Source organism: Mixta mediterraneensis (assembly GCF_014946725.1).
Classification (GTDB): Bacteria; Pseudomonadota; Gammaproteobacteria; order Enterobacterales; family Enterobacteriaceae; genus Pantoea; species Pantoea mediterraneensis.
The window spans coordinates 468,191-489,033 of record NZ_JACFXY010000001.1 but is presented as its reverse complement, the minus strand read 5'-3'; the positions used below and the strand labels follow the sequence as shown (position 1 = coordinate 489,033).

General features: G+C 52.1%; 14 protein-coding genes and 3 pseudogenes. 11 read left to right on the top strand and 6 right to left on the bottom strand.

Annotated elements, in window-relative coordinates; translation table 11 throughout:
• Positions 1-180: 180 nt before the first annotated feature.
• Positions 181-1,260 (top strand): annotated as a pseudogene (locus H2P46_RS02470) (OPT family oligopeptide transporter); the annotation flags it as partial.
• Between the two features lie 536 nt (positions 1,261-1,796).
• On the top strand, positions 1,797-2,435 hold the full coding sequence (locus H2P46_RS02465; protein ID WP_193403635.1) for an acyl-homoserine-lactone synthase: 639 nt from the start codon (positions 1,797-1,799) through the stop codon (positions 2,433-2,435).
• Positions 2,436-2,449: 14 nt separating this feature from the next.
• On the opposite strand, the gene H2P46_RS02460 is transcribed toward H2P46_RS02465, so the two are convergent.
• A complete protein-coding gene (locus tag H2P46_RS02460) occupies positions 2,450-3,142 on the bottom strand; it encodes a LuxR C-terminal-related transcriptional regulator (RefSeq protein WP_193403634.1) in 693 nt (230 codons plus the stop codon).
• A gap of 120 nt (positions 3,143-3,262) precedes the next feature.
• Positions 3,263-4,231, bottom strand: coding sequence for an IS5 family transposase (locus H2P46_RS02455; RefSeq protein ID WP_193403199.1), 969 nt, complete (start codon positions 4,229-4,231; stop codon positions 3,263-3,265).
• A gap of 217 nt (positions 4,232-4,448) precedes the next feature.
• Here H2P46_RS02455 and H2P46_RS02450 point away from each other — a divergent pair.
• Together H2P46_RS02450 and ppnP are read left to right on the top strand one after the other, a co-directional pair.
• Positions 4,449-4,640 (top strand): annotated as a pseudogene (locus H2P46_RS02450) (AroM family protein); the annotation flags it as partial.
• A 106-nt stretch (positions 4,641-4,746) separates the two neighbouring features.
• A complete protein-coding gene (gene ppnP / locus H2P46_RS02445; protein WP_193403633.1) occupies positions 4,747-5,037 on the top strand; it encodes a pyrimidine/purine nucleoside phosphorylase in 291 nt (96 codons plus the stop codon).
• 97 nt (positions 5,038-5,134) lie between these two features.
• On the opposite strand, the gene rdgC is transcribed toward ppnP, so the two are convergent.
• Complete coding sequence (gene rdgC, locus H2P46_RS02440) at positions 5,135-6,046, bottom strand: recombination-associated protein RdgC (RefSeq protein ID WP_193403632.1); 912 nt, start codon at positions 6,044-6,046, stop codon at positions 5,135-5,137.
• Between the two features lie 146 nt (positions 6,047-6,192).
• On the opposite strand from rdgC, the gene mak reads away from it, so the two are divergent.
• Positions 6,193-7,104 carry a fructokinase gene (gene mak, locus H2P46_RS02435; protein WP_193403631.1) on the top strand — a complete coding sequence of 304 codons (912 nt, stop codon included), beginning with the start codon at positions 6,193-6,195 and terminating at the stop codon, positions 7,102-7,104.
• 308 nt (positions 7,105-7,412) lie between these two features.
• Here mak and H2P46_RS02430 read toward each other — a convergent pair whose 3' ends face one another.
• From H2P46_RS02430 to sbcD, 3 genes and pseudogenes are all read right to left on the bottom strand, one after another.
• Complete coding sequence (locus H2P46_RS02430; protein WP_193403630.1) at positions 7,413-7,748, bottom strand: cell envelope integrity TolA C-terminal domain-containing protein; 336 nt, start codon at positions 7,746-7,748, stop codon at positions 7,413-7,415.
• Between the two features lie 10 nt (positions 7,749-7,758).
• A complete protein-coding gene (locus H2P46_RS02425) occupies positions 7,759-11,433 on the bottom strand; it encodes an SbcC/MukB-like Walker B domain-containing protein (protein ID WP_193403629.1) in 3,675 nt (1,224 codons plus the stop codon).
• Positions 11,430-12,629, bottom strand: a pseudogene (sbcD, locus tag H2P46_RS02420) (exonuclease subunit SbcD). The gene H2P46_RS02425 and the pseudogene sbcD overlap by 4 nt, the downstream one beginning before the upstream one ends.
• Before the next feature lie 253 nt (positions 12,630-12,882).
• On the opposite strand from sbcD, the gene phoB reads away from it, so the two are divergent.
• The 6 genes from phoB (at position 12,883) to proY (ending at position 20,252) form a co-directional block, all read left to right on the top strand.
• Complete coding sequence (gene phoB, locus H2P46_RS02415) at positions 12,883-13,572, top strand: phosphate response regulator transcription factor PhoB (RefSeq protein WP_193403628.1); 690 nt, start codon at positions 12,883-12,885, stop codon at positions 13,570-13,572.
• Between the two features lie 14 nt (positions 13,573-13,586).
• Complete coding sequence (phoR, locus tag H2P46_RS02410; protein ID WP_193403627.1) at positions 13,587-14,900, top strand: phosphate regulon sensor histidine kinase PhoR; 1,314 nt, start codon at positions 13,587-13,589, stop codon at positions 14,898-14,900.
• 18 nt (positions 14,901-14,918) lie between these two features.
• Positions 14,919-15,845 carry a PstS family phosphate ABC transporter substrate-binding protein gene (locus H2P46_RS02405; RefSeq protein WP_193403626.1) on the top strand — a complete coding sequence of 309 codons (927 nt, stop codon included), beginning with the start codon at positions 14,919-14,921 and terminating at the stop codon, positions 15,843-15,845.
• 172 nt (positions 15,846-16,017) lie between these two features.
• Positions 16,018-17,121, top strand: coding sequence for a cobalamin-independent methionine synthase II family protein (locus H2P46_RS02400; protein ID WP_193403625.1), 1,104 nt, complete (start codon positions 16,018-16,020; stop codon positions 17,119-17,121).
• 389 nt (positions 17,122-17,510) lie between these two features.
• Complete coding sequence (brnQ, locus tag H2P46_RS02395) at positions 17,511-18,830, top strand: branched-chain amino acid transport system II carrier protein (protein WP_193403624.1); 1,320 nt, start codon at positions 17,511-17,513, stop codon at positions 18,828-18,830.
• Positions 18,831-18,896: 66 nt separating this feature from the next.
• Positions 18,897-20,252, top strand: a complete 1,356-nt coding sequence (proY, locus tag H2P46_RS02390; RefSeq protein WP_193403623.1) for a proline-specific permease ProY — start codon at positions 18,897-18,899, stop codon at positions 20,250-20,252.
• Positions 20,253-20,843: the final 591 nt, after the last annotated feature.

Below are 20,843 nucleotides of genomic sequence, written 5' to 3'. Positions count from 1 at the left end.
GAAAACTCAGGCCCTCGGGCCTGTTTCTTTCATGCTGTTCATAAATATTTTGGGCTGGCCGCCTTTAGCAGCGCGATTTCTTTAGGACAAAACAGGGGAATTTAAAAAACGACGCAAGCGAACCATTAGAGTCGCGAAGCGCCATTTCATTTCGTCTGGGTATTTATTGGCGGAGATTATATGGAAAGGGTAAATCCTGTAAAACAGGCCGGCGTTGCTTTGGTTTTAATTTTACTTTCAATTGCAGGTGCAATAATTGGCATTCAATTAATTACCACAATTGGTGTTACACCGAATACGTCTATTATTGGCGCGCTGTTTGCCATGTTATTAGCGCGTATCCCTTTACAGGCTTTTCGCCGTTATCGTTCTGTTGAAATACAAAATCTGGCGCAAACCGCTATTTCTTCTGCCACCTTTGGTGCAGCAAACAGTTTATTAATGCCGATCGCGGTCCCATGGGTTTTAGGCGAACCTCAGCTGGTGTTGCCATTATTCTGTGGCGTCAGCGCCGCCATGCTGCTGGATGCGTATTTACTCTATCGCTTATTTGATACGCGCGTTTTTCCAGCCAGCAATGCGTGGCCGCCAGGGGGCGCGGCAGCCGAAGCGATTAAAGCTGGCGATCGCGACGGTCGGCAGGCGTGGCTACTGGTGGCGGGTATTGTCGGCTCGATGCTAAAAATTCACATGTCTGCTTTTGGTATGGCATTTATCGGCAATATCTGGGCGCTTAGTATGCTCGGTATCGGCTTTCTGGTTCGGGCTTATGCACAACCGGTTGCGAATATTGATATTAATGCGCTTTATCTGCCGCATGGTGTCATGGTGGGCGCGGGCTTAGTGACCTTGATCCAGGTGGTAATGGTCATTCGCAGCCGCCAGCAGGATGCGCTGGTGGTAAGTCGTAGTGGCGCTGAAGTGAAGCGTGCGCTGGGTCTCGGTGGGGTTGGCTACGTCTTGATTTCCGCGCTGCTGGCGCTGGCGGGCGGATTGTGGAGCGAAATGGGCATCGGCATGTTGCTACTGTTTATCTGTTATGCCGCGTTTGCCGCCTTCGTACACGAGCTGATTGTCAGCATTGCCGCAATGCATTCAGGCTGGTTCCCGGCTTTTGCTGATATGGGCTACGACCTGAAAGCCGATTTTATTTTGCGTGGAAATGGCGCGGATATGCAGCAGGTGTTGTGGGGACGTCGCAACCAGTTAATTGCCGCGATGATCGCTTTTATCGTTTCCATTCCTTTGGTCTGGTATGCGCAAGTGCTGTGCAGAAATCAACCAGAAGAGCATGTGCCGAGATTAGGATAATCAAGATGGCCAAATCAATGCGGGGCAGAGAGGGGCACCCTGTTTATGTGCTGACTGCGCAAAAAACAAAATAAGATCCTGGTAAGTATGGCCTGTCGGTATTGCAAAAACGGGAAGGTCACATAGACTCTTAATCCTGTATCAACAGATAAGGCAATTCTTGCTTTAGTGAATGTAACAAAAAAGGTTACACCTTAAACCTACTAAGGAACAAAGAATAAATTGTAATTTTTTGATAATTATAGTATTTTAATATGGTTGTCGTTTAAACGCTTCTTGCATTCTGTACCCGAGACTTTAAATATTAGATAATCTCGTGTGAATTTTCCCTGGTATTTTGTTGGTCTTTGACCTCCTGACCGCTAAACATTGTGAGTGTCTGGTGGTCAGGTACTTTTTTTAGTATAGGGACTGTGCGATATAATAAAAGCTGCCCTAAAAGGCAGGGGTAATAGTTCCAACGTGTGATTATTAGGAGTAAGTGAATGGATTCTGTTATCGAGTTTTTTTTGCATGATTACGATGAACTGCCGCCAGAATTAGCGACCGAACTCTACCGGCTCAGAAGAAAAACATTTCGGGAGCGACTCGACTGGAAAGTCGAATGTATTGACGGCCTGGAAAAGGATCAATTTGACAGCGAAAACACGACGTACTTGCTGGGCATGCATGACGGGCAGTTGCTATGTGGTGCACGATTTATAGTTTCGACCCAGCCGACGATGATGAGCGAAATTTTTCATGATTACTTTGAGGGTATAAATAGTCTCCCCACAGATATCCCTTGTTGTGAAATTAGCCGCCTGTTTTTAGATAAAGAAAGACGTGACTCAGCAAGTCTGCATGGTTTGCCCGCCAGTAAAGTTTTATTCCTCGCAATGATTATTTATTGCATGAAGAAAAAATATCGGGGGATGTATGCAGTGGTCAGTCGCGGCATGTATGCCATATTTCGCCATGCGAACTGGAAAATAGAAGTTATTCAGAAAGGTTTTTCTGAAAAAGGGGAAGTTATCTACTATGTTTTCATGCCTGCCAGCATAACCATCGTTGAAGACATCATCATTAAAGACAAAGCCTGTGACTGGCTTAGTGAGATGCTCCAGCATTTACGCCATCTTTAACCCATGACCTTGGCTCAGTTGTCCAGCAATCTGAGCTCTGTCCCAAGTTTTACCGCATGTCTGGCGTTATACACTCCAAGTTTTTTCATGACATTGCCCATGTGGAATTTCACGGTGCGTTCCGCAATAGATAAAATAACCGAAACTTCGGCGTATGTTTTCCCTGCGCTGACCCACTTAAGGATTTGCCTCTCACGCGGTGACAAAAAAAAGCTCTTTTTCTGATTGTGTTGTCTATATAGATTGAGCGTCTTCTGATGCAACTTAATAAGAAAACTCATAAATTGTGAACGATACTGTTCCATATCAATGCCAGACTCCTTCTGACTGATAATAGATAATAAAACCAGATTATTCAGATAGTCATGCAGAGGAAATGTCTGCCCCTGATAAATATTATATTGTAAACTTTCGTTGAAAATTCGCGTAAGGTTGTAACCACCCGACAAGATGATCTTATTCTCCCAAAAATAATCTTCAACGCAGCGTAAACCCTGAATAATAACAGGGTCAATAAACTGATATTTTCTTTTAAGGTAGATATCAAACCACTCCGGATTATTATTGATAATCCGCATCTGTGAAGGGTCTTTCTTGTTCATAATGGCGTAGGCATAGATGATACCTTTGTAGCCCTCAAAGAACGCATTCAGTTCATTCTGGATTAACGAATTGATCCTGGTGTCGTTGTAATATGTGTCCTTCACGTCAGTTGCTCCCTCCGGGATGAGTAGGTAAACAAGTATAATCCGCTTCGTTAGCTGTTGTGAATGGCTTTGTTGAATAAATCAGCTTCAGGACGAGTGACTCTGTAGCTGACCGGGTTTTCAGGCAATACGCACGCTTTCTGGCATACCAGCCTTCGTTATTTTATTCAGCGCACGCACCATGCCCAAAGCCTCTGCTACCTGACCATCGTAATCACGCAGCGTCAGTGAACCTCCGAACAGTTGCTTTACCCTGTACATGGCCGTCTCCGCTATCGAGCGACGGTTGTAATCTGTTGTCCATTTCCACCGGGCATTACTCCCGGTCAGCCGCTGATTCGCTACTGCACGGTTACGGTCTGCGTACTCTACGGGCCAGTAACCCGCTCCTTTTCGGGGCGGGATGAGGGCACTGATTTTCTTGCGCCGCAGTTCATCGTGACAGAGTCGGGTGTCGTAAGCGCCGTCTGCTGCGGCTGCCCTGATTTTTCTGTGTGTCTGCCGGATAAGACCCGGGAAAGCTTCTGAGTCCGTGACGTTGTTCAGAGACAGGTCCGCGCAGATGACTTCATGTGTTCTGCTGTCAACGGCCAGATGCAGCTTCCGCCAGGTACGACGGCGCTCTTTGCCGTGATTTTTGACTTTCCATTCGCCTTCACCAAAAACCTTCAGCCCGGTGGAATCAATCACCAGGTGTGCGATTTCACCCCGGGTGGGTGTTTTGAAACAGACATTAACCGACTTTGCCCGCTTGCTGACACTGCTGTAATCCGGGCAGCGCAACGGAACGTTCATCAGGGCAAAAATGGAATCAATAAAACCCTGCGCAGCCCGCAGGGTCAGCCGGAACAGGCGTTTAATCATCAGGACGGTGGTGATGGCAAGGTCAGAATAGCGCTGAGGTCTTCCCCGTGATGAAGGCGTTGCCGACTCATACCAGGCATGAGTCGCTTCATCGTCCAGCCAGAAAGTGAGGGAGCCACGGTTGATGAGGGCTTTGTTGTAGGTGGGCCAGTTGGTGATTTTGAACTTTTGCTTTGCCACGGAACGGTCTGTGTTGTCGGGAGGATGCGTGATCTGATCCTTCAACTCAGCAAAAGTTCGATTTATTCAACAAAGCCGTTGTGAATCGCATTTTAATCCAGCTAACAGCTCAGATGGACTACATCTGCCAGCAATATTCCGGATATTTTCGCTTTACGAAATGGATGGAGCGACTGGCTCACGAGCTTACCGATGGATTATCGAGATTCAGAAAGATTGCCAAGACCAGTGGCGGCACCCGAACAGGGAGTTACGGCTTTAAGCTGTCGCCAGCCCGTACCTGGCGGATGAAAATACGTTGCTAAAAGCGGCGCAGGCATTGCAGGCGCAGGGTGCGAAAGTGGTGGTATTAGACTGCATTGGGTATCACCAGCAGCATCGCGATTTTTTACAAAAGCAGCTCGCGATACCGGTATTGCTGTCAAACGTACTGGTAGCGGAGCTGATCCTGTGAGATCTGGCGAGATCACACTCTGTCACATCGCTGTTTTTTTCGCGTGACAGATCAGTGAGTTCCCTTCTACACTGCCAGTCACCTAAATGTGCTGTGAGGAAGTATTATGCTCAACGTAAGTGAGTATTTTGACGGAAAAGTTAAATCCATCGGTTTTGACAGTGCGAGCACAGGCCGTGCCAGCGTTGGCGTAATGGCCGAAGGCGAATATACGTTTGGCACCGGGCAGCCGGAAGAGATGACCGTTGTCAGCGGCTCACTGAAAGTGCTGCTGCCGGGCGAGGCCGAATGGAAATGGTTTGAAGCGGGTTCGGTGTTTAATGTGCCGGGTCACAGCGAGTTTCATCTACAAGTGGGCGAGCCGAGTTCTTATCTCTGTCGCTATCTGAAAGACTAAAAAAATGGCCGCGTGATAAACGCGGCCATTTCAGATTGCCGACAAACGTACTGGCCGGGTTAACGGCTCTGGCGCGTTATCAACAACATTATTGGATCTAGCGCTGGGCTTCGCCGCCTAAGGCTTCGACCAGATTACCGATCAATGCAGCAAGTTCGCTGGTCATCAAAATAAAGTCAGCGTCAAAACGCTGAGCAAAATCTTCTCGATCAATATCATCATTCTGATCGCGCAGCGTATCGCTGAATTTCAGACGTTTTACCGATCCATCGTCAGCCAACACAAACTGGATACGTTCCTGCCAGTCGAGCGCCAGTTTGGTTACCCATTTGCCGGCTTCGATATGGTTAGCGATTTCATCACACACCAGATCCTGCTTTTTACAACGAATGACGCCGCCATCTTCCAGAACGGCTTTCAGTTCGGCTTCATCCAGCAGGGCAAAACCAGCAGGCACATCGCCTGAACGCACCCATTCCGTCAACGTCAGTTCAATAGGGTTTTCCAGCGTCAGCGGCACCACAGGCAGCGATCCGAGGCTTTTACGCAGCAGCGCCAGGGTATCTTCCGCTTTCTTCGCGCTGGCGCAATCAACCATGATCAGGTTGTTAACGGTATCGATCCACATATAAGTCTGACTGAAACGGCTAAAGGCGCGTGGTAACAAACTGTGCAGCACCTCATCTTTCAGCGAATCTTTCTCGGTCTTTTTCAGCTTGCGGCTCTGTTCCGCTTCCAGCTTGTTGATTTTCGCTTCCAGCGCCTGTTTCACCACCGGCGAAGGCAGAATTTTTTCTTCTTTACGGGCACAGATAATCATCTGACCGTTATTTACATGGATGAGCGCATCGCTACGGTTGCCCATCGGCGGCACCCAACCGGTTTTGCTCATATCCTGACTGCCACACGGCGAAAAGGTGAAGGCGTCGAGCTGTTTTTCCATCTCGTCTGCGGACAACGGAATGTCACGATTCAGACGATAAACCATCATATTTTTAAACCACAACATCAGGATTCCTTACCGTGGCGCGATCGGGCGCACAAGTCTAACAGAGTCAGCGCGCATGATAGCGAAACACCGGTCAGGTTTCATTGCCTTTCCGGTAAGCGCCTTTTACTGTATCTCTCACCTGAGCGAATAATGAGGAATAACCCGTGCGTATTGGTATTGATCTGGGTGGAACCAAGGTTGAAGTGATTGCGTTATCAAATGAAGGCCAGGAACTGTTTCGCCATCGTGTGAATACCCCGCGCGACGATTATCAAGCGACGGTGCAGGCGATTGTCGATTTAGTCTTGATGGCAGAAGAAAAAACGGCTCAAACTGGCAGCGTGGGCGTGGGGATCCCCGGCACGATTTCGCCGTACAGCCAGCGGGTGAAAAACGCCAATTCAACCTGGCTTAATGGGCAGCCGCTGGATAAAGATTTAGCCCAGGCGCTGAAGCGTGAGGTGCGCATTGCTAACGACGCGAATTGTCTGGCCGTTTCCGAAGCCGTGGATGGCGCGGGCGCAGGGAAGCCGCTGGTTTTCGCGGTAATTATTGGCACAGGGTCGGGTGCTGGCGTCGCAATCAATGGAGAGTCGCGTATCGGCGGCAACGGCAACGCGGGTGAATGGGGGCATAATCCATTGCCCTGGATGGATGCCGATGAGCTGCGTTATCGTGAAGAAGTGCCGTGTTATTGCGGGCTGCAGGGCTGTATCGAGACGTTTGTATCAGGGACGGGTTTTGCCACCGACTATCAGCGTTTGAGCGGCGTAGCGCGTAAAGGCGCGGAGATCATTACCTTGCTGGAGCAGCAGGATCCCGTTGCGGAGCTGGCGATGAGCCGCTATGAGATGCGTTTGGCGAAATCGCTGGCGCAGGTGGTTAATCTGCTTGATCCCGACGTAATAGTGTTAGGCGGCGGCATGAGCAACGTTGACCGTCTGTATCAAACGGTACCGACCCTGATGAAAAAATGGGTGTTTGGCGGTGAGTGCGAGACACCGGTACTGAAAGCTGTTCATGGCGATTCCAGCGGCGTGCGGGGCGCGGCCTGGCTATGGCCGCTGCAAGCGTAAACGCATCCGGCGGCCTGGCTGTCAGGCCGTCACATTTTTACTACCGGCCGCTTTTTAATCCCCGCTCTGGCGAACACGCCGGTTTAGTCTTCCGCAATATACGGCCTCGCGCGGCGATAGCGGTGAAAACGGCAGCCATAATGCCGAACAAGCCGCGCATATCAGCGATAAAGCGCGAGTGTCCGTCCCTGTCTTGTGGTTCCCGCGTTGCGCCCGGCTTAGCGCGTGGGCCGCATCGCAGGTGAAAACCGAAATGGCATAACGCTTGACTGCGCTGACGCGTTTGCTGATCAATCCCTTTGAAGGCGTTAATTAGCCGGTGGAAAGGCAATCATTAGCTGTTCCGGGGCATTTTTCGGTGGCAGCGGCAGATTGCGCGCGCCGCTCACGCTTTGCCATGCTTTCAGACACAGCGCTTCATCGCCCTCGGTGCGCAGCACACTGTAACGGCCATCAGCGCGACGTTGCGCCGTGACTAAACAGCGTTTCCCGGCATAGTGGCGGGTATCGCCAAAATTATGCGTAATTGCACTTTGCACGTGATGCAAATAAGCCTTCGTTTCTCTGTCCGCCACGTTTGACGGCGCATGGCTACACCCCGTCAGCAGTATGGCAAGGGTGCTGAACCTTATCCATCTTGTCATTGTTCTCTCCTCACGGGCTGGGCAATTCAAGTTTGCTGTAGCCCAGCCCGTTCATTTTCTGCACTTTAATCTGCACCGGGATGCGTTCTTTCATCGCCTCGACGTGACTGATCACCCCGATGGTTTTGCCGCTGGCATTGAGCGCATCCAGCGCATCCAGTGCCGTATCCAGCGTTTCAGCGTCCAGCGTACCGAAGCCTTCATCAAGAAACAAAGATTCGATGCGCGTCTTGTGGCTGACCAGATCGGACAATGCCAGCGCCAGCGCCAGGCTGACCAGAAAGCTTTCGCCGCCAGACAGCGTGCGCGTATCGCGAGCGGCATCGGCTTGCCAGGTATCAACGACGTCCAGCTCCAGCACATCCAGTGCGCGGCGTTGTAGCAGATAGCGCCCGTGTAAGCGATCCAACTGGCGATTGGCCAGCGCCACCAGATGATCCAGCGTTAAGCCCTGGGCGAACCGGCGGAACTTATCGCCGCTGGCGGAGCCGATCAAATCATTGAGTAAACTCCATTGTGCCAGCGTCGCGTCATCCTGCTCGATCTGCTGCATTAATGCCGCTTGCTGGGCGCGCAGAGCCGCATCGCTGTGTAACTGCTGCTGTGCCTGGCCTTGCTGGCTGGCGTTTTCACGCAACGCCAGGCGCAAACGTTCCAGCTGTTCGCGCAAGGCGTCAGCAGATTCCGGCATATTTTCCGGTTGCGCCTGCTGATGTGCAGTGAAGCGTTGTTGCACTTCCGTCAACCGCGCCCGCTGTTGTTGCCGCTGCTGCTCCAGCTGTTGCAGCTGACTACGTAATTGCTGCGCCGTTTGTTCATCCAGCAAAGCGGCGCGCAAGCTGGCTTCATCCTTAAATTCGGCTGCGGCTAAGGCGCGGCTAAATGCCTGTTCCGCATCGGCCAGTCGGTTTGCCAGCGTTTTCAGCTGGGTCTCGATGACGGCTAACTGCCCGTTCAGGCTGCTGACCTGTGTTTGCGTCTGTTGCCAGCGGCTTAAACTTTGCGTTAGCTGAGACTCCTTCTGTTGCAGCGCGGCCTGCATTTGCTGACGCGCACTTGCTACCTGCTGGTTACCAAACAGCGCTTCACGCTGCTGAAGCCGTTCGGTAATCTGCGCGGTAAGCTGGGTCAGTTGCTGCTGCTGCGCACTGAGGCGTTGTTGTTCGATAGTAAGCCGTTGTTGCAGCGCGGTAACCTGGCTTTCAGCGCGCGTCAGTTGAGGTTGCAGCTTAGCGAGTGATTGCTCACTTTCTTGCCAGCGCTGCCAACGTTGCTGTTGCGTCGCTAACCAGCGCGATCTTTCTTCTGCGGCCGGTAGCGATAACGCGACGTTTGCCAGCTGCTGCTGTAAGTCATCATTGCGTTGCTGCCAGCTGGCCTGTTCCTGCTGCTGTCGCTGTTGTAGCGCTTCCAGTGCCTGCTGCTGATTCTTTAAGGCTTGCTGGGCCAACTGCTGTGCCTGCTGATGCTGCTGTAAAGCCTGTAGCTGTTGAATATGGTGCTCTTTCGCCGCCTGGCGCGAACGCTCAGCGGCATCCTGCGCCTGGATCTGTTGATGCAGCGCGGCTTCCTGTGCGGATTGCTGCTGCTGCCAGCTTGCCAGCGCGGCCTGATCGCCAGGGGAGAAGGTAAGTGCCAGCTCACGGCTAAGCGCCTGCCACTGCTGATGCAGTGTTTCTGTCTGGCGCGTTAAATCGGCAATCTCCTCGCGTAGCGTCTGTTGCTGAAGCGCAGACTGTTTTATCTGCTCTTTTTTGGCGGTGCCCGCTTCTTTTAATGCCTCAACCTGAACCTTAAGTGCTGCCAGCCGCTGCTGATTTTCGCTGACTTCCAGTCGGGTATAAGCCTCAACCGCCGGATGGGTACAGGAGCCGCACAGCGGGCAGGGTTGATCGGCTTCCAGCCGCGCCCGGTGATCGGCGAGATCGGCGATATGCTGCTCCAGCGCGCAAATTTTTTCGACGTCTTTCTCCTGCTGATACTCGCGTTTCCAGAGATCGCGCAGCTTTTGCAATTCGGTTTCGTCTTGCTGATGGGTTTTCTCCAGTGCGGCAAGGCGCTGCTGACGCTGGCTAAGCTGTTGTTGCAGTGACTGCCATTGCGAGGCCAGCAGCGTCAATTTTTGCCGGGCGTCACGGCTGGTTTGCAATTGCGTCAGCGACTGATGAAGCGTTTCTGGTGGATAACGTTGCTGTAGCGAAGTTAGTGCTTGCTCCGCTTCTGTTGCCGCTTGCTGGGCCTGCTGTTCTGCCTGTTGCAGTGGCATTGCCTGCTGCGCCTGCTGGCTGAACTGTTGCTGTTGTTGCGTGAATTGTTGCTGCTGCTGTTGAGATTGTCGGGCAAGTTCGGCAAGCAGATTTTCACGCTGCGTCAGTTGGGCAAATCGCTCCTGCCACAGTGGCAGAGAGGCGCCCCATTGTGCGACATCGGCCAGTTGTTCACGTAAGGTTTGCTGGGCGGCAATCTCTTTTTGTAACGTCGCCTGGTGGGTGCTTTCGTAGACAAACGCCTGTTGCGCCTGCTCGCACACCTGCTGTTGCTGTTGCTGGTCACATTGCTGCTGCTGTTGCTGCTGTTGCAGGGTAGCGATCTGCTGATCAAGCGGCATCACCTGTTCTGTCAGCAAAATTTCCTGACGCTGCTGCTGTTGCAGTGTCTGTTCCCGTGCCTGTTGTGCCTCGGTGTAAGCCAGTTGTTCACGCTGTTGATGGTTTACGGCGTCCTGATGCTGCTGCGTAAGCTGCTGCTGTGCTGCAATGATCTCGCGCTGCCCGGTCTGTAAATCATCACGCTGTTGTAGCCTGGCGCGCAGTTTCTCCGCCGGTTCACTGCGTGCCAGACGTTGCCGATCGGCTTCGGCAGCCTGCCACGCCTGTTCTGCGGCCTGTAAAGCGTCACTGCTGTGCTGCACATCAGCGCGATATTGCTGTGCCTGTTGCTGCCATTGCTGCTGTTTGTGCGCATTGGTGTATTGAGTGCTTAAGGTTTTTTCGGCTTCGCTTAGCGTAGCGAGCTGCTGTTGCAGTGCTGCGCGCGTGTCGGTATCAAGCAGTGCCATACCACCCGCCCGGCTGCGTAATAAATCCAGCGTGCGTTTCGCCTCTTTATGGCGTTCAAAAATGGCTATTGAAATCAGGCCGTAAATTTCAGTACCGGTCAGCTCTTCCAGTAGCTCAGCGCGTTCACCCGCTTTAGCATTCAGAAAGGCGGCAAACTGGCCTTGCGACAACATCATGGAACGGGTGAAGCGGGCAAAATCGAGGCCGGAGAGGGTTTCAGTCAGCTTTAATTTATCGCCGACTTTATCAGCAACAATCTGATCATCGGCACAGCGGGCCAGCTCAACGCGGGGCGCCTGTAATTTGCCATCCGCCGTGCCGCGAGCGCGGTTCTGACTCCAGAAAGCGCGCCAGGCTTCACCTTTGATTTCAAATTCGACTTCTGCCAGACATTCGGCACAGTCACGCGTCATCAGGGCGTTCTGGGTTTGTGAAATGGCGCCAAGACGCGGCGTCTGGTGATATAGCGCCAGGCAAATGGCATCCAGCAACGTCGTTTTACCCGCGCCGGTCGCGCCGGTAATGGCGAATAAACCATTGCTGGCAAATGGTTCGGTCCGGAAATCGATAAACCATTCGCCTTTTAGCGCGTTAAGATTTTTAAAACGCAGCGTGAGGATCTTCATGATTGCTCCTCCATCTCCGCCAGCGTGCGGCGAAACAGCGTATTTAATTGCTGGATCTGTTGCTCATCCATTTCACTGTCCAGCGCTAAGCGGCGGGCAAAAACATCTTCTACTTTCAGCTCGCTCAGCGTTTCGTTATCAAGCCGGGCAAGGCTGTGCTGACGCAGCGCGCGGCTGCGGCGCAGTAACAGTACTTCTACCGGCAATCCGTCCGTCAACGTTTCAATCCGCCGTTGCAAATCGCTGAGATATTCTTGCGTCGTGACTTCAATATCCAGCCACACCGGTTTCTCATCCTGATATGTCTGGAAATCCGCCAGCTGTTGTTCGATCTGCGCCAGCGAGCCTTTGAGCATTTGCATGGGTTGAAACTGCGGAACCGCCAGCGGCGTAATGCTCTGCAAACCGTTAGGTGAAAAATCGAGCAGAAATACGCTTTTTTCCGTGCCCAGCTCATCAAAACTCAATGGGATCGGCGAACCGCTATAGCGAATGTGATCGCTATTGGCAACGCGCTGAGCACGATGAATGTGGCCTAATGCGATATAATCGGCGGCGGGAAAAGCGGAGGCGGGGAAGGCATCTAAGGTGCCGATATAAATATCACGTACCGACTCGCTTTTACTCACGCCCACGGTGGTGAGATGGCCTGTTGCGATAATGGGTAATGACAGCGCATGTGCCTGTGCGGCGCTAAAGCGACGTTGATAATGTTCCGAAATGGCTTCTAACAGGCTGATTTATTTCTCACGGCCCGACTGACCGGCCCGACTGCGCATGATGTCGCGCGGACGCAGATAAGGGATAGCGCATAGCAGCGCGCCCGGCTCGCCGCGTCGCGTATTTAGCACCAGCACATCGTCGTTGCCCTGCGGCGTTGCGATCACACGGGTATTCAGGCAGGCGAGTAGTTCGCGTGATTCATTCAGCGTAGCAACCGAATCGTGGTTGCCAGCCAGCACAACCAGTTGGCAGCCACTGGGTTGCAGCGCCACCACAAAGCGATTAAACATTTCACGGGCATAGCTCGGCGGTGTCCCGGTATCAAACAGATCACCCGCCACAATCAGCGCATCGACCTGGTGCTGCTCAATATTTACCAGCAGCCAGTCAAGGAAAGCCTGATGTTCAGCTGCCCGGCTTTTACTATAAAAGAACTGCCCCAGATGCCAGTCCGCAGTATGAATGATGCGCATAAAACTCCCTGCCGTAACAAATCGCCCGGCGATTATACCCATCATGTTTAAAGATGCAGGTGTCCGCTGACGGCTGCACAAAAAATTTTCGATAAATGCGCGACGGTGACCAAAAAGAAAAAATGCCGCGTTATTGTCATAAATGGCTATTAAAGCCTTGTTTAACGGGCTATGTTTTTCATAAAAGTGTCACAAATCTGACGCATAATGGCGCCGCAAATATCAAGAAGCCGTCATATCAGCAGGAGTACTAATGGCTAAGCGCATTTTGGTTGTGGAAGATGAAGCCCCCATCCGTGAAATGTTGTGTTTTGTCCTGGAGCAGAACGACTATCAGCCAATTGAGGCGGAAGATTATGACAGCGCGGTCGGGAAACTGATTGAACCCTGGCCAGATTTAATTCTGCTGGACTGGATGTTGCCCGGCGGCAGCGGCATACAATTTATTAAGCATCTGAAACGCGAAGCAATGACGCGCGACATCCCGGTAATGATGTTGACAGCGCGTGGTGAAGAGGAGGATCGCGTTCGCGGCCTGGAAGTAGGTGCTGATGATTACGTCACTAAGCCATTTTCGCCGAAAGAACTTATGGCGCGTATTAAAGCGGTAATGCGCCGTATTTCACCAATGGCGGTGGAAGAGATAATTGAGATGCAGGGGCTAAGTCTGGATCCTTCATCGCATCGCGTTATGTCGGAAGCGACCCCGCTGGAAATGGGACCGACTGAATATAAGTTATTGCATTTCTTTATGACTCACCCGGAACGGGTCTACAGCCGTGAACAGCTGCTGAACCACGTTTGGGGCACCAATGTTTATGTTGAAGATCGCACCGTTGATGTTCACATTCGCCGTTTACGTAAAGCGCTGGAAGTCTCCGGGCACGATCGCATGGTGCAAACCGTCCGCGGAACAGGTTATCGTTTCTCTGCCCGCTACTAAACGGAGCCTTAACCGTGCTGGAACGCCTCTCCTGGAAGAGATTACTGTCAGAACTGGTATTGGCGTGTCTGCCTGCGCTGATTCTCGGCCTGCTATTCGGCTATTTACCGTGGTGGCTGTTGTTCAGCGTACTGGCGCTATTGGGGTGGCATTTTCATAATTTGATGCGCCTGTCGCACTGGTTATGGCTGGATCGCACCATGACGCCGCCCACCGGGCGCGCCAGTTGGGAGCCGCTGTTTTATGGGTTATATCAGATGCAGCTGCGTAACCGACGACGGCGCCGGGAGTTAGGCAGCCTGATCAAGCGCTTTCGCAGCGGTGCGGAGTCGCTACCGGATGCGGTCATTCTGACTACCGAAGAAGGCACCATCTTCTGGTGTAATGGCTTAGCGCAGCAACACCTGGGCCTGCGCTGGCCGGAAGATAACGGGCAGAACATCCTTAACCTGCTGCGTTACCCCGAATTTTCCCGCTATATTCGTAAATGCGATTTTGATAAACCCCTGACGCTGGTGCTAAATAATCAGCATCATATGGAATTTCGCGTCATGCCGTACAGCGAAGGCCAGTGGCTGACGGTGGCGCGTGATGTAACGCAAATGCATCAGCTGGAAGGCGCGCGACGTAATTTCTTTGCTAACGTGAGTCACGAACTGCGCACACCATTAACGGTGCTGCAAGGTTATCTGGAAATGATGAACGATTCGGTGATGAACGAAAAATCGCGTGGCAAGGCGTTGCATACCATGTCAGAGCAGACGCGCCGTATGGACAGCCTGGTGAAACAATTGTTAACGCTGTCGCGCATTGAAGCTGCGCCAGTCATCGATATGAAAGAAAAAGTCGATGTGCCGATAATGCTCAAACTGCTACAACGTGAGGCTGAAACCCTGAGCGCCGGGCGTCACGAGATCCATTTTCACACCGATCCGCATCTGAAAGTGTTTGGCAACGATGAACAGCTACGCAGCGCTATCTCTAATCTGGTGTACAACGCGGTTAACCATACACCGGACGGCACGCGCATTGATATTAGCTGGTTGCGCGGCCCGCAAGGCGCGATATTCAAAGTGTGCGATAACGGACCGGGCATTCCGCCAGAACACCTGCCGCGTTTGACTGAGCGTTTCTATCGGGTTGATAAAGCGCGTTCGCGTGCCACCGGCGGCAGCGGTTTAGGATTAGCTATTGTTAAACATGCGCTCAGCCATCACAACGCACGGCTGGACATCACCAGCATCCCTTACCAGGAAACCTGCTTTACCTTTACGCTGGCACCAAGGTTGATTGTCAGCGTCGGGATGCAGGAGAATGCCGTTCATTAACGGTTAAGGGACCTTCTCATGCGCACGTTTCTTTGCTCCCTCTTGTTTTTGCTGCCTGCGGTAACCCAGGCACAGCCGGGTACGCTTTCCGGCAATTTAAGCAGTGTCGGTTCAGACACCCTCGGTTATTTAATGACGTTATGGGGGGAGGATTTCAGCCGTCAGGCGCCAGGCGTCAATGTGCAGGTGCAGGCATCCGGTTCGTCTACCGCACCTACTGCGCTGGCTGCGGGAGCCGCTCAGATTGGGGCAATGAGCCGACCAATGCAGGCTGACGAGCGCCAGGCGTTTGAGGCGCGATACGGCTATCCGCCGCTGGCAGTACCGGTGGCAATGGATGCTTTGGTGGTGGTGGTGAATCAGCGCAACCCGTTGCAGCAGATCGATCCGCGCCAGCTTGATGCGATTTTTTCTGTTACGCGTCTGTGCGGCGCAACCCACATCCCCGCCCATTGGGGAGATCTCGGCGTGAAACAGGCTGACTGGGCCGATCGTAGTTTACAGCGCTATGGCCGTAATTCGGCCTCCGGGACGTGGGGTTTTTTCAAACAGCAGGCGCTGTGTAACGGTGATTTTCGCAGTGATGTTGCAGAGTTTCCCGGTTCAGCCGCAGTGGTACAGGCAGTGGCGGGCAACCTGCGCAGTATCGGCTACACCAGCTTTGGGTTTCACCTCAGCGGTGTGAAAATGTTGTCTGTGGTCAATGCCAGCGGAGATGCGGTGATGCCTGATGCGGAAAGTATTCGCAGCGGCCATTATCCCTGGGCACGTCCGCTTTACCTCTATGTAAACAAAGCACCCGGCAAACCTTTGCCACCGCTGGTGGCGGCATTTTTACAGCAGATTTTGTCATCGCAAGGTCAGCACCGCGTGAGCGAGGCGGGCTATCTGCCTTTATCGCACCGCCAGTTGGCGCAGACGCGCGCCATCCTTGACGATAATTAATTTCCCTGGCTGCAACATGAATTTTCCTCACGCACGTTGAATTTTCTTCTGTTGCGGCTGAGAAGCTCGCATGTCACTCTTTCGTTGGCCATATAGCCATCCGGATGGCTATACTTAACTCTATGAAATTATTACCTGCCGCAATTATGTGACAGGTGAGCCAGGAGCGATCATGCAAAGAAATACCGCCCCCTTCCGTGCCGATACCGTTGGCAGTTTTCTGCGTCCTGCCGCTATCAAACAGGCACGCGAACAGTTCGCCGCCGGTGAAATTGATGCCACTGAACTGCGTCGTGTAGAAGATGAAGCTATTCGTGATGTGGTAGCAAAACAGCGCGAAAATGGCCTGAAAGTGGTTACTGACGGTGAGTTTCGTCGCGCATGGTGGCACTTCGACTTTTTCGATGGTCTGGAAGGCGTTGAACGTTATGAGGCCGGTCAGGGCATCCAGTTCAATGGGGTACAGACTAAAGCGCGTGGCGTGAAAGTAACGGGCAAACTGAGCTTTGGCAATCACCCCATGCTGGAAGATTTCCGCTTTTTGCAAAGCATCGCGGGTGATGCAGTGCCTAAAATGACCATTCCCAGCCCCAGCGTGCTGCATTTCCGTGGCGGTCGCAATGTGATCGATTCCACTGTTTATCCGGATCTGGCTGCGTATTTTGACGATCTGGCACAAACCTATAAAGACGCAATTAGCGCTTTTTATGCCGCAGGTTGCCGCTATTTACAGCTGGATGACACTGTTTGGGCCTACCTGTGTTCTGAAGATCAGAAACGTCAGATCCGTGAGCGCGGCGATGATCCCGAAGAGCTGGCTCGTATCTACGCCCACGTGCTGAACAAAGCGCTGGAAGGTAAGCCCGCCGATCTGACGGTTGGGCTGCATGTCTGTCGCGGTAATTTCCGTTCAACCTGGATTTCAGAAGGAGGCTATGAGCCGGTGGCTGAAATCCTGTTTGGTACGGTTAATATTGACGCGTTTTTTCTCGAATATGACAACGAGCGTTCTGGCGGTTTTGAACCGCTGCGCTTCATCAAGCCAGGGCATCAGCAAGTCGTGTTGGGATTAGTTACCACTAAAAACGGTGAACAGGAAGATCCGGCCCAGGTGAAAGCGCGTCTGGCTGAAGCGGCGAAGTTTGTGAGTCTCGACCAGATCTGCCTCAGCCCACAATGCGGCTTCGCCTCAACGGAAGAGGGCAACAGCCTGAGCGAGGCGCAGCAATGGCAAAAGATTCGTCTGGTTGTCGATATTGCGAATCAGGTGTGGTGATGCTGTAACGTTACGCAAACAGGCGCGTAAAACGCGCCTTTTGTGCAGATTAACCTCCGTTAATGCTGGAACTTCTTACGGCCTGAAGAAAAAATAAGCACATCATCTGATGTGCTTACGCCAAATATTAGAGCCATTATCTGGTTATACATATAAATTCACAATAAACCTCTGGTTTTCCGATCCTGTATTGCCTTTCTTCGCTATAAACGTTCTACTTAGCGCCGCTGTCGATTTAACCCTCCGTGAACAGAAAAAAAGCAGCTTAAATCACCTGCGCTTCATCTCACGACGAGCATAATGCGCTGATATTGGCTGGCAAATCGTTGTTTTGACGCAGCGAGGGCAATGCAAATTCAACTTCCACCGCAACAACAATGACAGGCCGTATGACACACCGTTTAACTTCGAAAGATATTCTCGCGCTGGGCTTCATGACGTTTGCCCTGTTTGTGGGCGCGGGCAACATTATTTTCCCGCCGATGGTTGGCATTCAGTCCGGCGAACATGTCTGGACCGCCGCGATCGGATTCCTTATTACCGCTGTGGGTTTGCCAGTGATCACCGTTATTGCGCTGGCGCGCGTGGTCGGCGGCATCGACGCGCTCAGTTCGCCGATTGGCAAAGTAGCCGGTTTGGTGCTGGCAACGGTGTGCTATCTGGCCGTTGGTCCGCTGTTCGCGACCCCGCGTACCGCCACAGTGTCCTTTGAGGTGGGCATTGCGCCGCTGACGGGAGACGGCTCGCTGCCGCTGTTTAGCTACAGTCTGATTTACTTCGCACTGGTCATCGGAATTTCTCTCTATCCGGGAAAACTGCTGGATACCGTTGGTCATTTCCTCGCGCCACTGAAAATTGTTGCGCTGACCGTGCTTGGCCTTGCTGCGCTGATATGGCCAGCGGGCGATATTATTCCGGCAACGGCTGATTATCAACGTGCGGCTTTCTCCAGCGGTTTCGTTAATGGTTATCTGACGATGGATACGCTGGGTGCGCTGGTTTTCGGTATTGTTATTGTCAACGCCGCACGGTCACGCGGGATTAAAAATCCAGTCTTATTGACGCGTTATACCGTGCTGGCGGGGCTGATTGCCGGTATTGGCCTGACGCTGGTTTATCTCAGCCTGTTCAGGCTGGGTTCAGGTAGCGGCTCGCTGGTCGATCAGAACGCTAACGGTGCCGCTATTCTGCACGCTTACGTTCAGCAGACGTTCGGCAGTATGGGCAGCTTCTTCCTGGCGGCACTGATTTTTGTTGCCTGTATGGTTACCGCCGTAGGCCTGACCTGTGCCTGTGCTGAATTTTTTGCACAGTACCTGCCGCTGTCGTATAAAACGCTGGTGTTCGTCCTCGGCCTGTTCTCAATGGTGGTGTCGAACCTTGGTCTGAGCCATCTGATTCAGATTTCGATTCCGGTACTGACTGCGATTTATCCGCCGTGCATCGTGCTGGTCGTGTTGAGCTTCACCCTGCGCTGGTGGAACAAGAGTAGCCTCATTATTGCGCCAACCATGCTGATTAGCCTGCTGTTCGGTATTGTGGATGCCATTAAAACTACCGAATTTAAAGCGGTGTTGCCGGCCTTTAGTCAGAACCTGCCGCTGGCGGATCAGGGGCTTGCCTGGTTGCCGCCCTCGCTGGTTATCCTGCTGATTGTTGCGCTGGTGGACCGGGTGAAAGGACGCGCACAGGTCAAGATTCACTCGTAACAGTAAACGTTTTTTCTCTAACTACGGGCTTGCCCGTGGTTTTTTCATTTGCAAGGTAGTGTTGTTATGCAAGAAATCAACAAGCTCAAACGCGGACTGAGCACGCGCCATATCCGTTTTATGGCGCTGGGATCGGCGATTGGAACCGGGCTGTTCTACGGCTCCGCAGATGCCATTAAAATGGCCGGACCGAGCGTATTGCTCGCTTATATCATCGGTGGCGCGGTGGCTTACATTATTATGCGTGCGCTGGGCGAGATGTCGGTGAACAATCCGCAGGCCAGTTCGTTTTCACGTTATGCCCAGGATTATCTCGGCCCGATGGCGGGTTATATCACGGGCTGGACATACTGTTCTGAGATTCTGATTGTTGCCATTGCTGACGTTACCGCCTTCGGCATTTACATGGGCGTCTGGTTTCCCGATGTGCCGCACTGGATTTGGGTACTGAGCGTGGTGCTGATTATCGGTGCGGTCAACCTGATGAGCGTGAAGGTATTTGGCGAAGTTGAGTTCTGGTTCTCTTTCTTTAAGGTCGCCACCATCATTGTGATGATTGTGGCCGGTTTTGCCATGATCTTCTGGGGGATCGGCAATGGCGGACAGCCAACCGGCATTCATAACCTGTGGAGTAACGGCGGCTTCTTCGCTCACGGTATCGTGGGGATGTTGCTGTCGCTACAAATGGTGATGTTCGCCTACGGGGGGATCGAAATCATCGGTATTACAGCCGGTGAAGCCAAAGATCCCGCCAAATCGATTCCACGTGCTATCAACTCGGTGCCGCTGCGTATTCTGGTGTTTTATGTCGGCACACTGTTTGTGATCATGTCGATCTATCCGTGGAACCAGGTCGGTACATCCGGCAGTCCGTTTGTGCTGACCTTCCAGCATCTTGGCATTGCCGCTGCGGCTTCTGTCCTAAATTTTGTGGTGCTGACTGCCTCGCTGTCTGCGATTAACAGCGATGTATTTGGTGTAGGGCGCATGTTGCACGGCATGGCGCAGCAGGGCCATGCACCGAAAGTATTTATGAAAGTCTCCGGGCGCGGTATTCCGTGGGTTACGGTGGTGGTGATGATGTTCGCCATGCTGATCGCGGTATACCTTAACTACCTGATGCCGGAAAAAATCTTCCTGGTAATCGCTTCACTGGCGACCTTTGCTACGGTTTGGGTGTGGATCATGATCCTGCTGTCACAGATGGCTTTTCGTCGCAAAATTGGTCAGGAAGCGGCCAGTAAGCTGCAATTCGCCTTGCCTGGTGGCAGCTGGACCGCCGGGGTAGGGGTAGCGTTTCTGGCCTTTATTATCGGCCTGATCGGTTATTTCCCGGATACGCGTGTGTCGCTTTACGCTGGCTGCGTATGGATTGTGCTGCTACTGCTGGGCTATAAGCTGGTACGTAAGCAGGCGAAATAAACGGAAACGCCCCTCTAAAACAGGGGCGTTTTACTTTTTTTGCCGCTCATAAAAAACAGTATTATTAAAATTGTGCTTCAGCACGTAATAACGGCTTATTAATAGCAAATTTAACAACGGCTGTGGAATGAAATAATAAAGATACCATCAGGTACAGAAAGGAATCGTCCCATGCTGCCGGCGCCAGCTGGCCGTATTGCGGTAAGGGCCGTCGAAAATAAAAAAGCTTTTTCAGTCTGCCCGATAATAAACTGATACCAAAAGAAAATAGCCTGTCTGCAGGAAATCGCGATGAAGCATTATTGCCCGCCTCTGGGCCGGTCAAAACGTTATATTTTTTAATGTTAGTGTTTACATGAACATTGAAGTTAATAAACAGGCTTATTAATAAATAAAAACGGCGAATCCAGTCGCCGAAGTGTTAACAAAAAAGAGTAATAAAAAGGGATGATTGACAGCGCTATCCTAAATCAAAAAAATATAGCTGGATATGTTTTTAACGAAAATGAGATAAATACCAGAAAGTATCGTCTGGATTAATCATTTTTAATTAACTGATTGTGAAGTTTACTGTCCATTTGCCCGCTGTTC

Bases quoted from the DNA above. Each gene is read 5' to 3' on its own strand.
- H2P46_RS02465 (WP_193403635.1), top strand. From the start codon at position 1,797: ATGGATTCTGTTATCGAGTTTTTTTTGCATGATTACGATGAACTGCCG.
- rdgC (WP_193403632.1), bottom strand. From the start codon at position 6,046: ATGTTGTGGTTTAAAAATATGATGGTTTATCGTCTGAATCGTGACATT.
- phoB (WP_193403628.1), top strand. From the start codon at position 12,883: ATGGCTAAGCGCATTTTGGTTGTGGAAGATGAAGCCCCCATCCGTGAA.
- proY (WP_193403623.1), top strand. From the start codon at position 18,897: ATGCAAGAAATCAACAAGCTCAAACGCGGACTGAGCACGCGCCATATC.
- H2P46_RS02425 (WP_193403629.1), bottom strand. From the start codon at position 11,433: ATGAAGATCCTCACGCTGCGTTTTAAAAATCTTAACGCGCTAAAAGGC.
- H2P46_RS02400 (WP_193403625.1), top strand. From the start codon at position 16,018: ATGCAAAGAAATACCGCCCCCTTCCGTGCCGATACCGTTGGCAGTTTT.
- brnQ (WP_193403624.1), top strand. From the start codon at position 17,511: ATGACACACCGTTTAACTTCGAAAGATATTCTCGCGCTGGGCTTCATG.
- H2P46_RS02430 (WP_193403630.1), bottom strand. From the start codon at position 7,748: ATGACAAGATGGATAAGGTTCAGCACCCTTGCCATACTGCTGACGGGG.
- ppnP (WP_193403633.1), top strand. From the start codon at position 4,747: ATGCTCAACGTAAGTGAGTATTTTGACGGAAAAGTTAAATCCATCGGT.
- H2P46_RS02405 (WP_193403626.1), top strand. From the start codon at position 14,919: ATGCGCACGTTTCTTTGCTCCCTCTTGTTTTTGCTGCCTGCGGTAACC.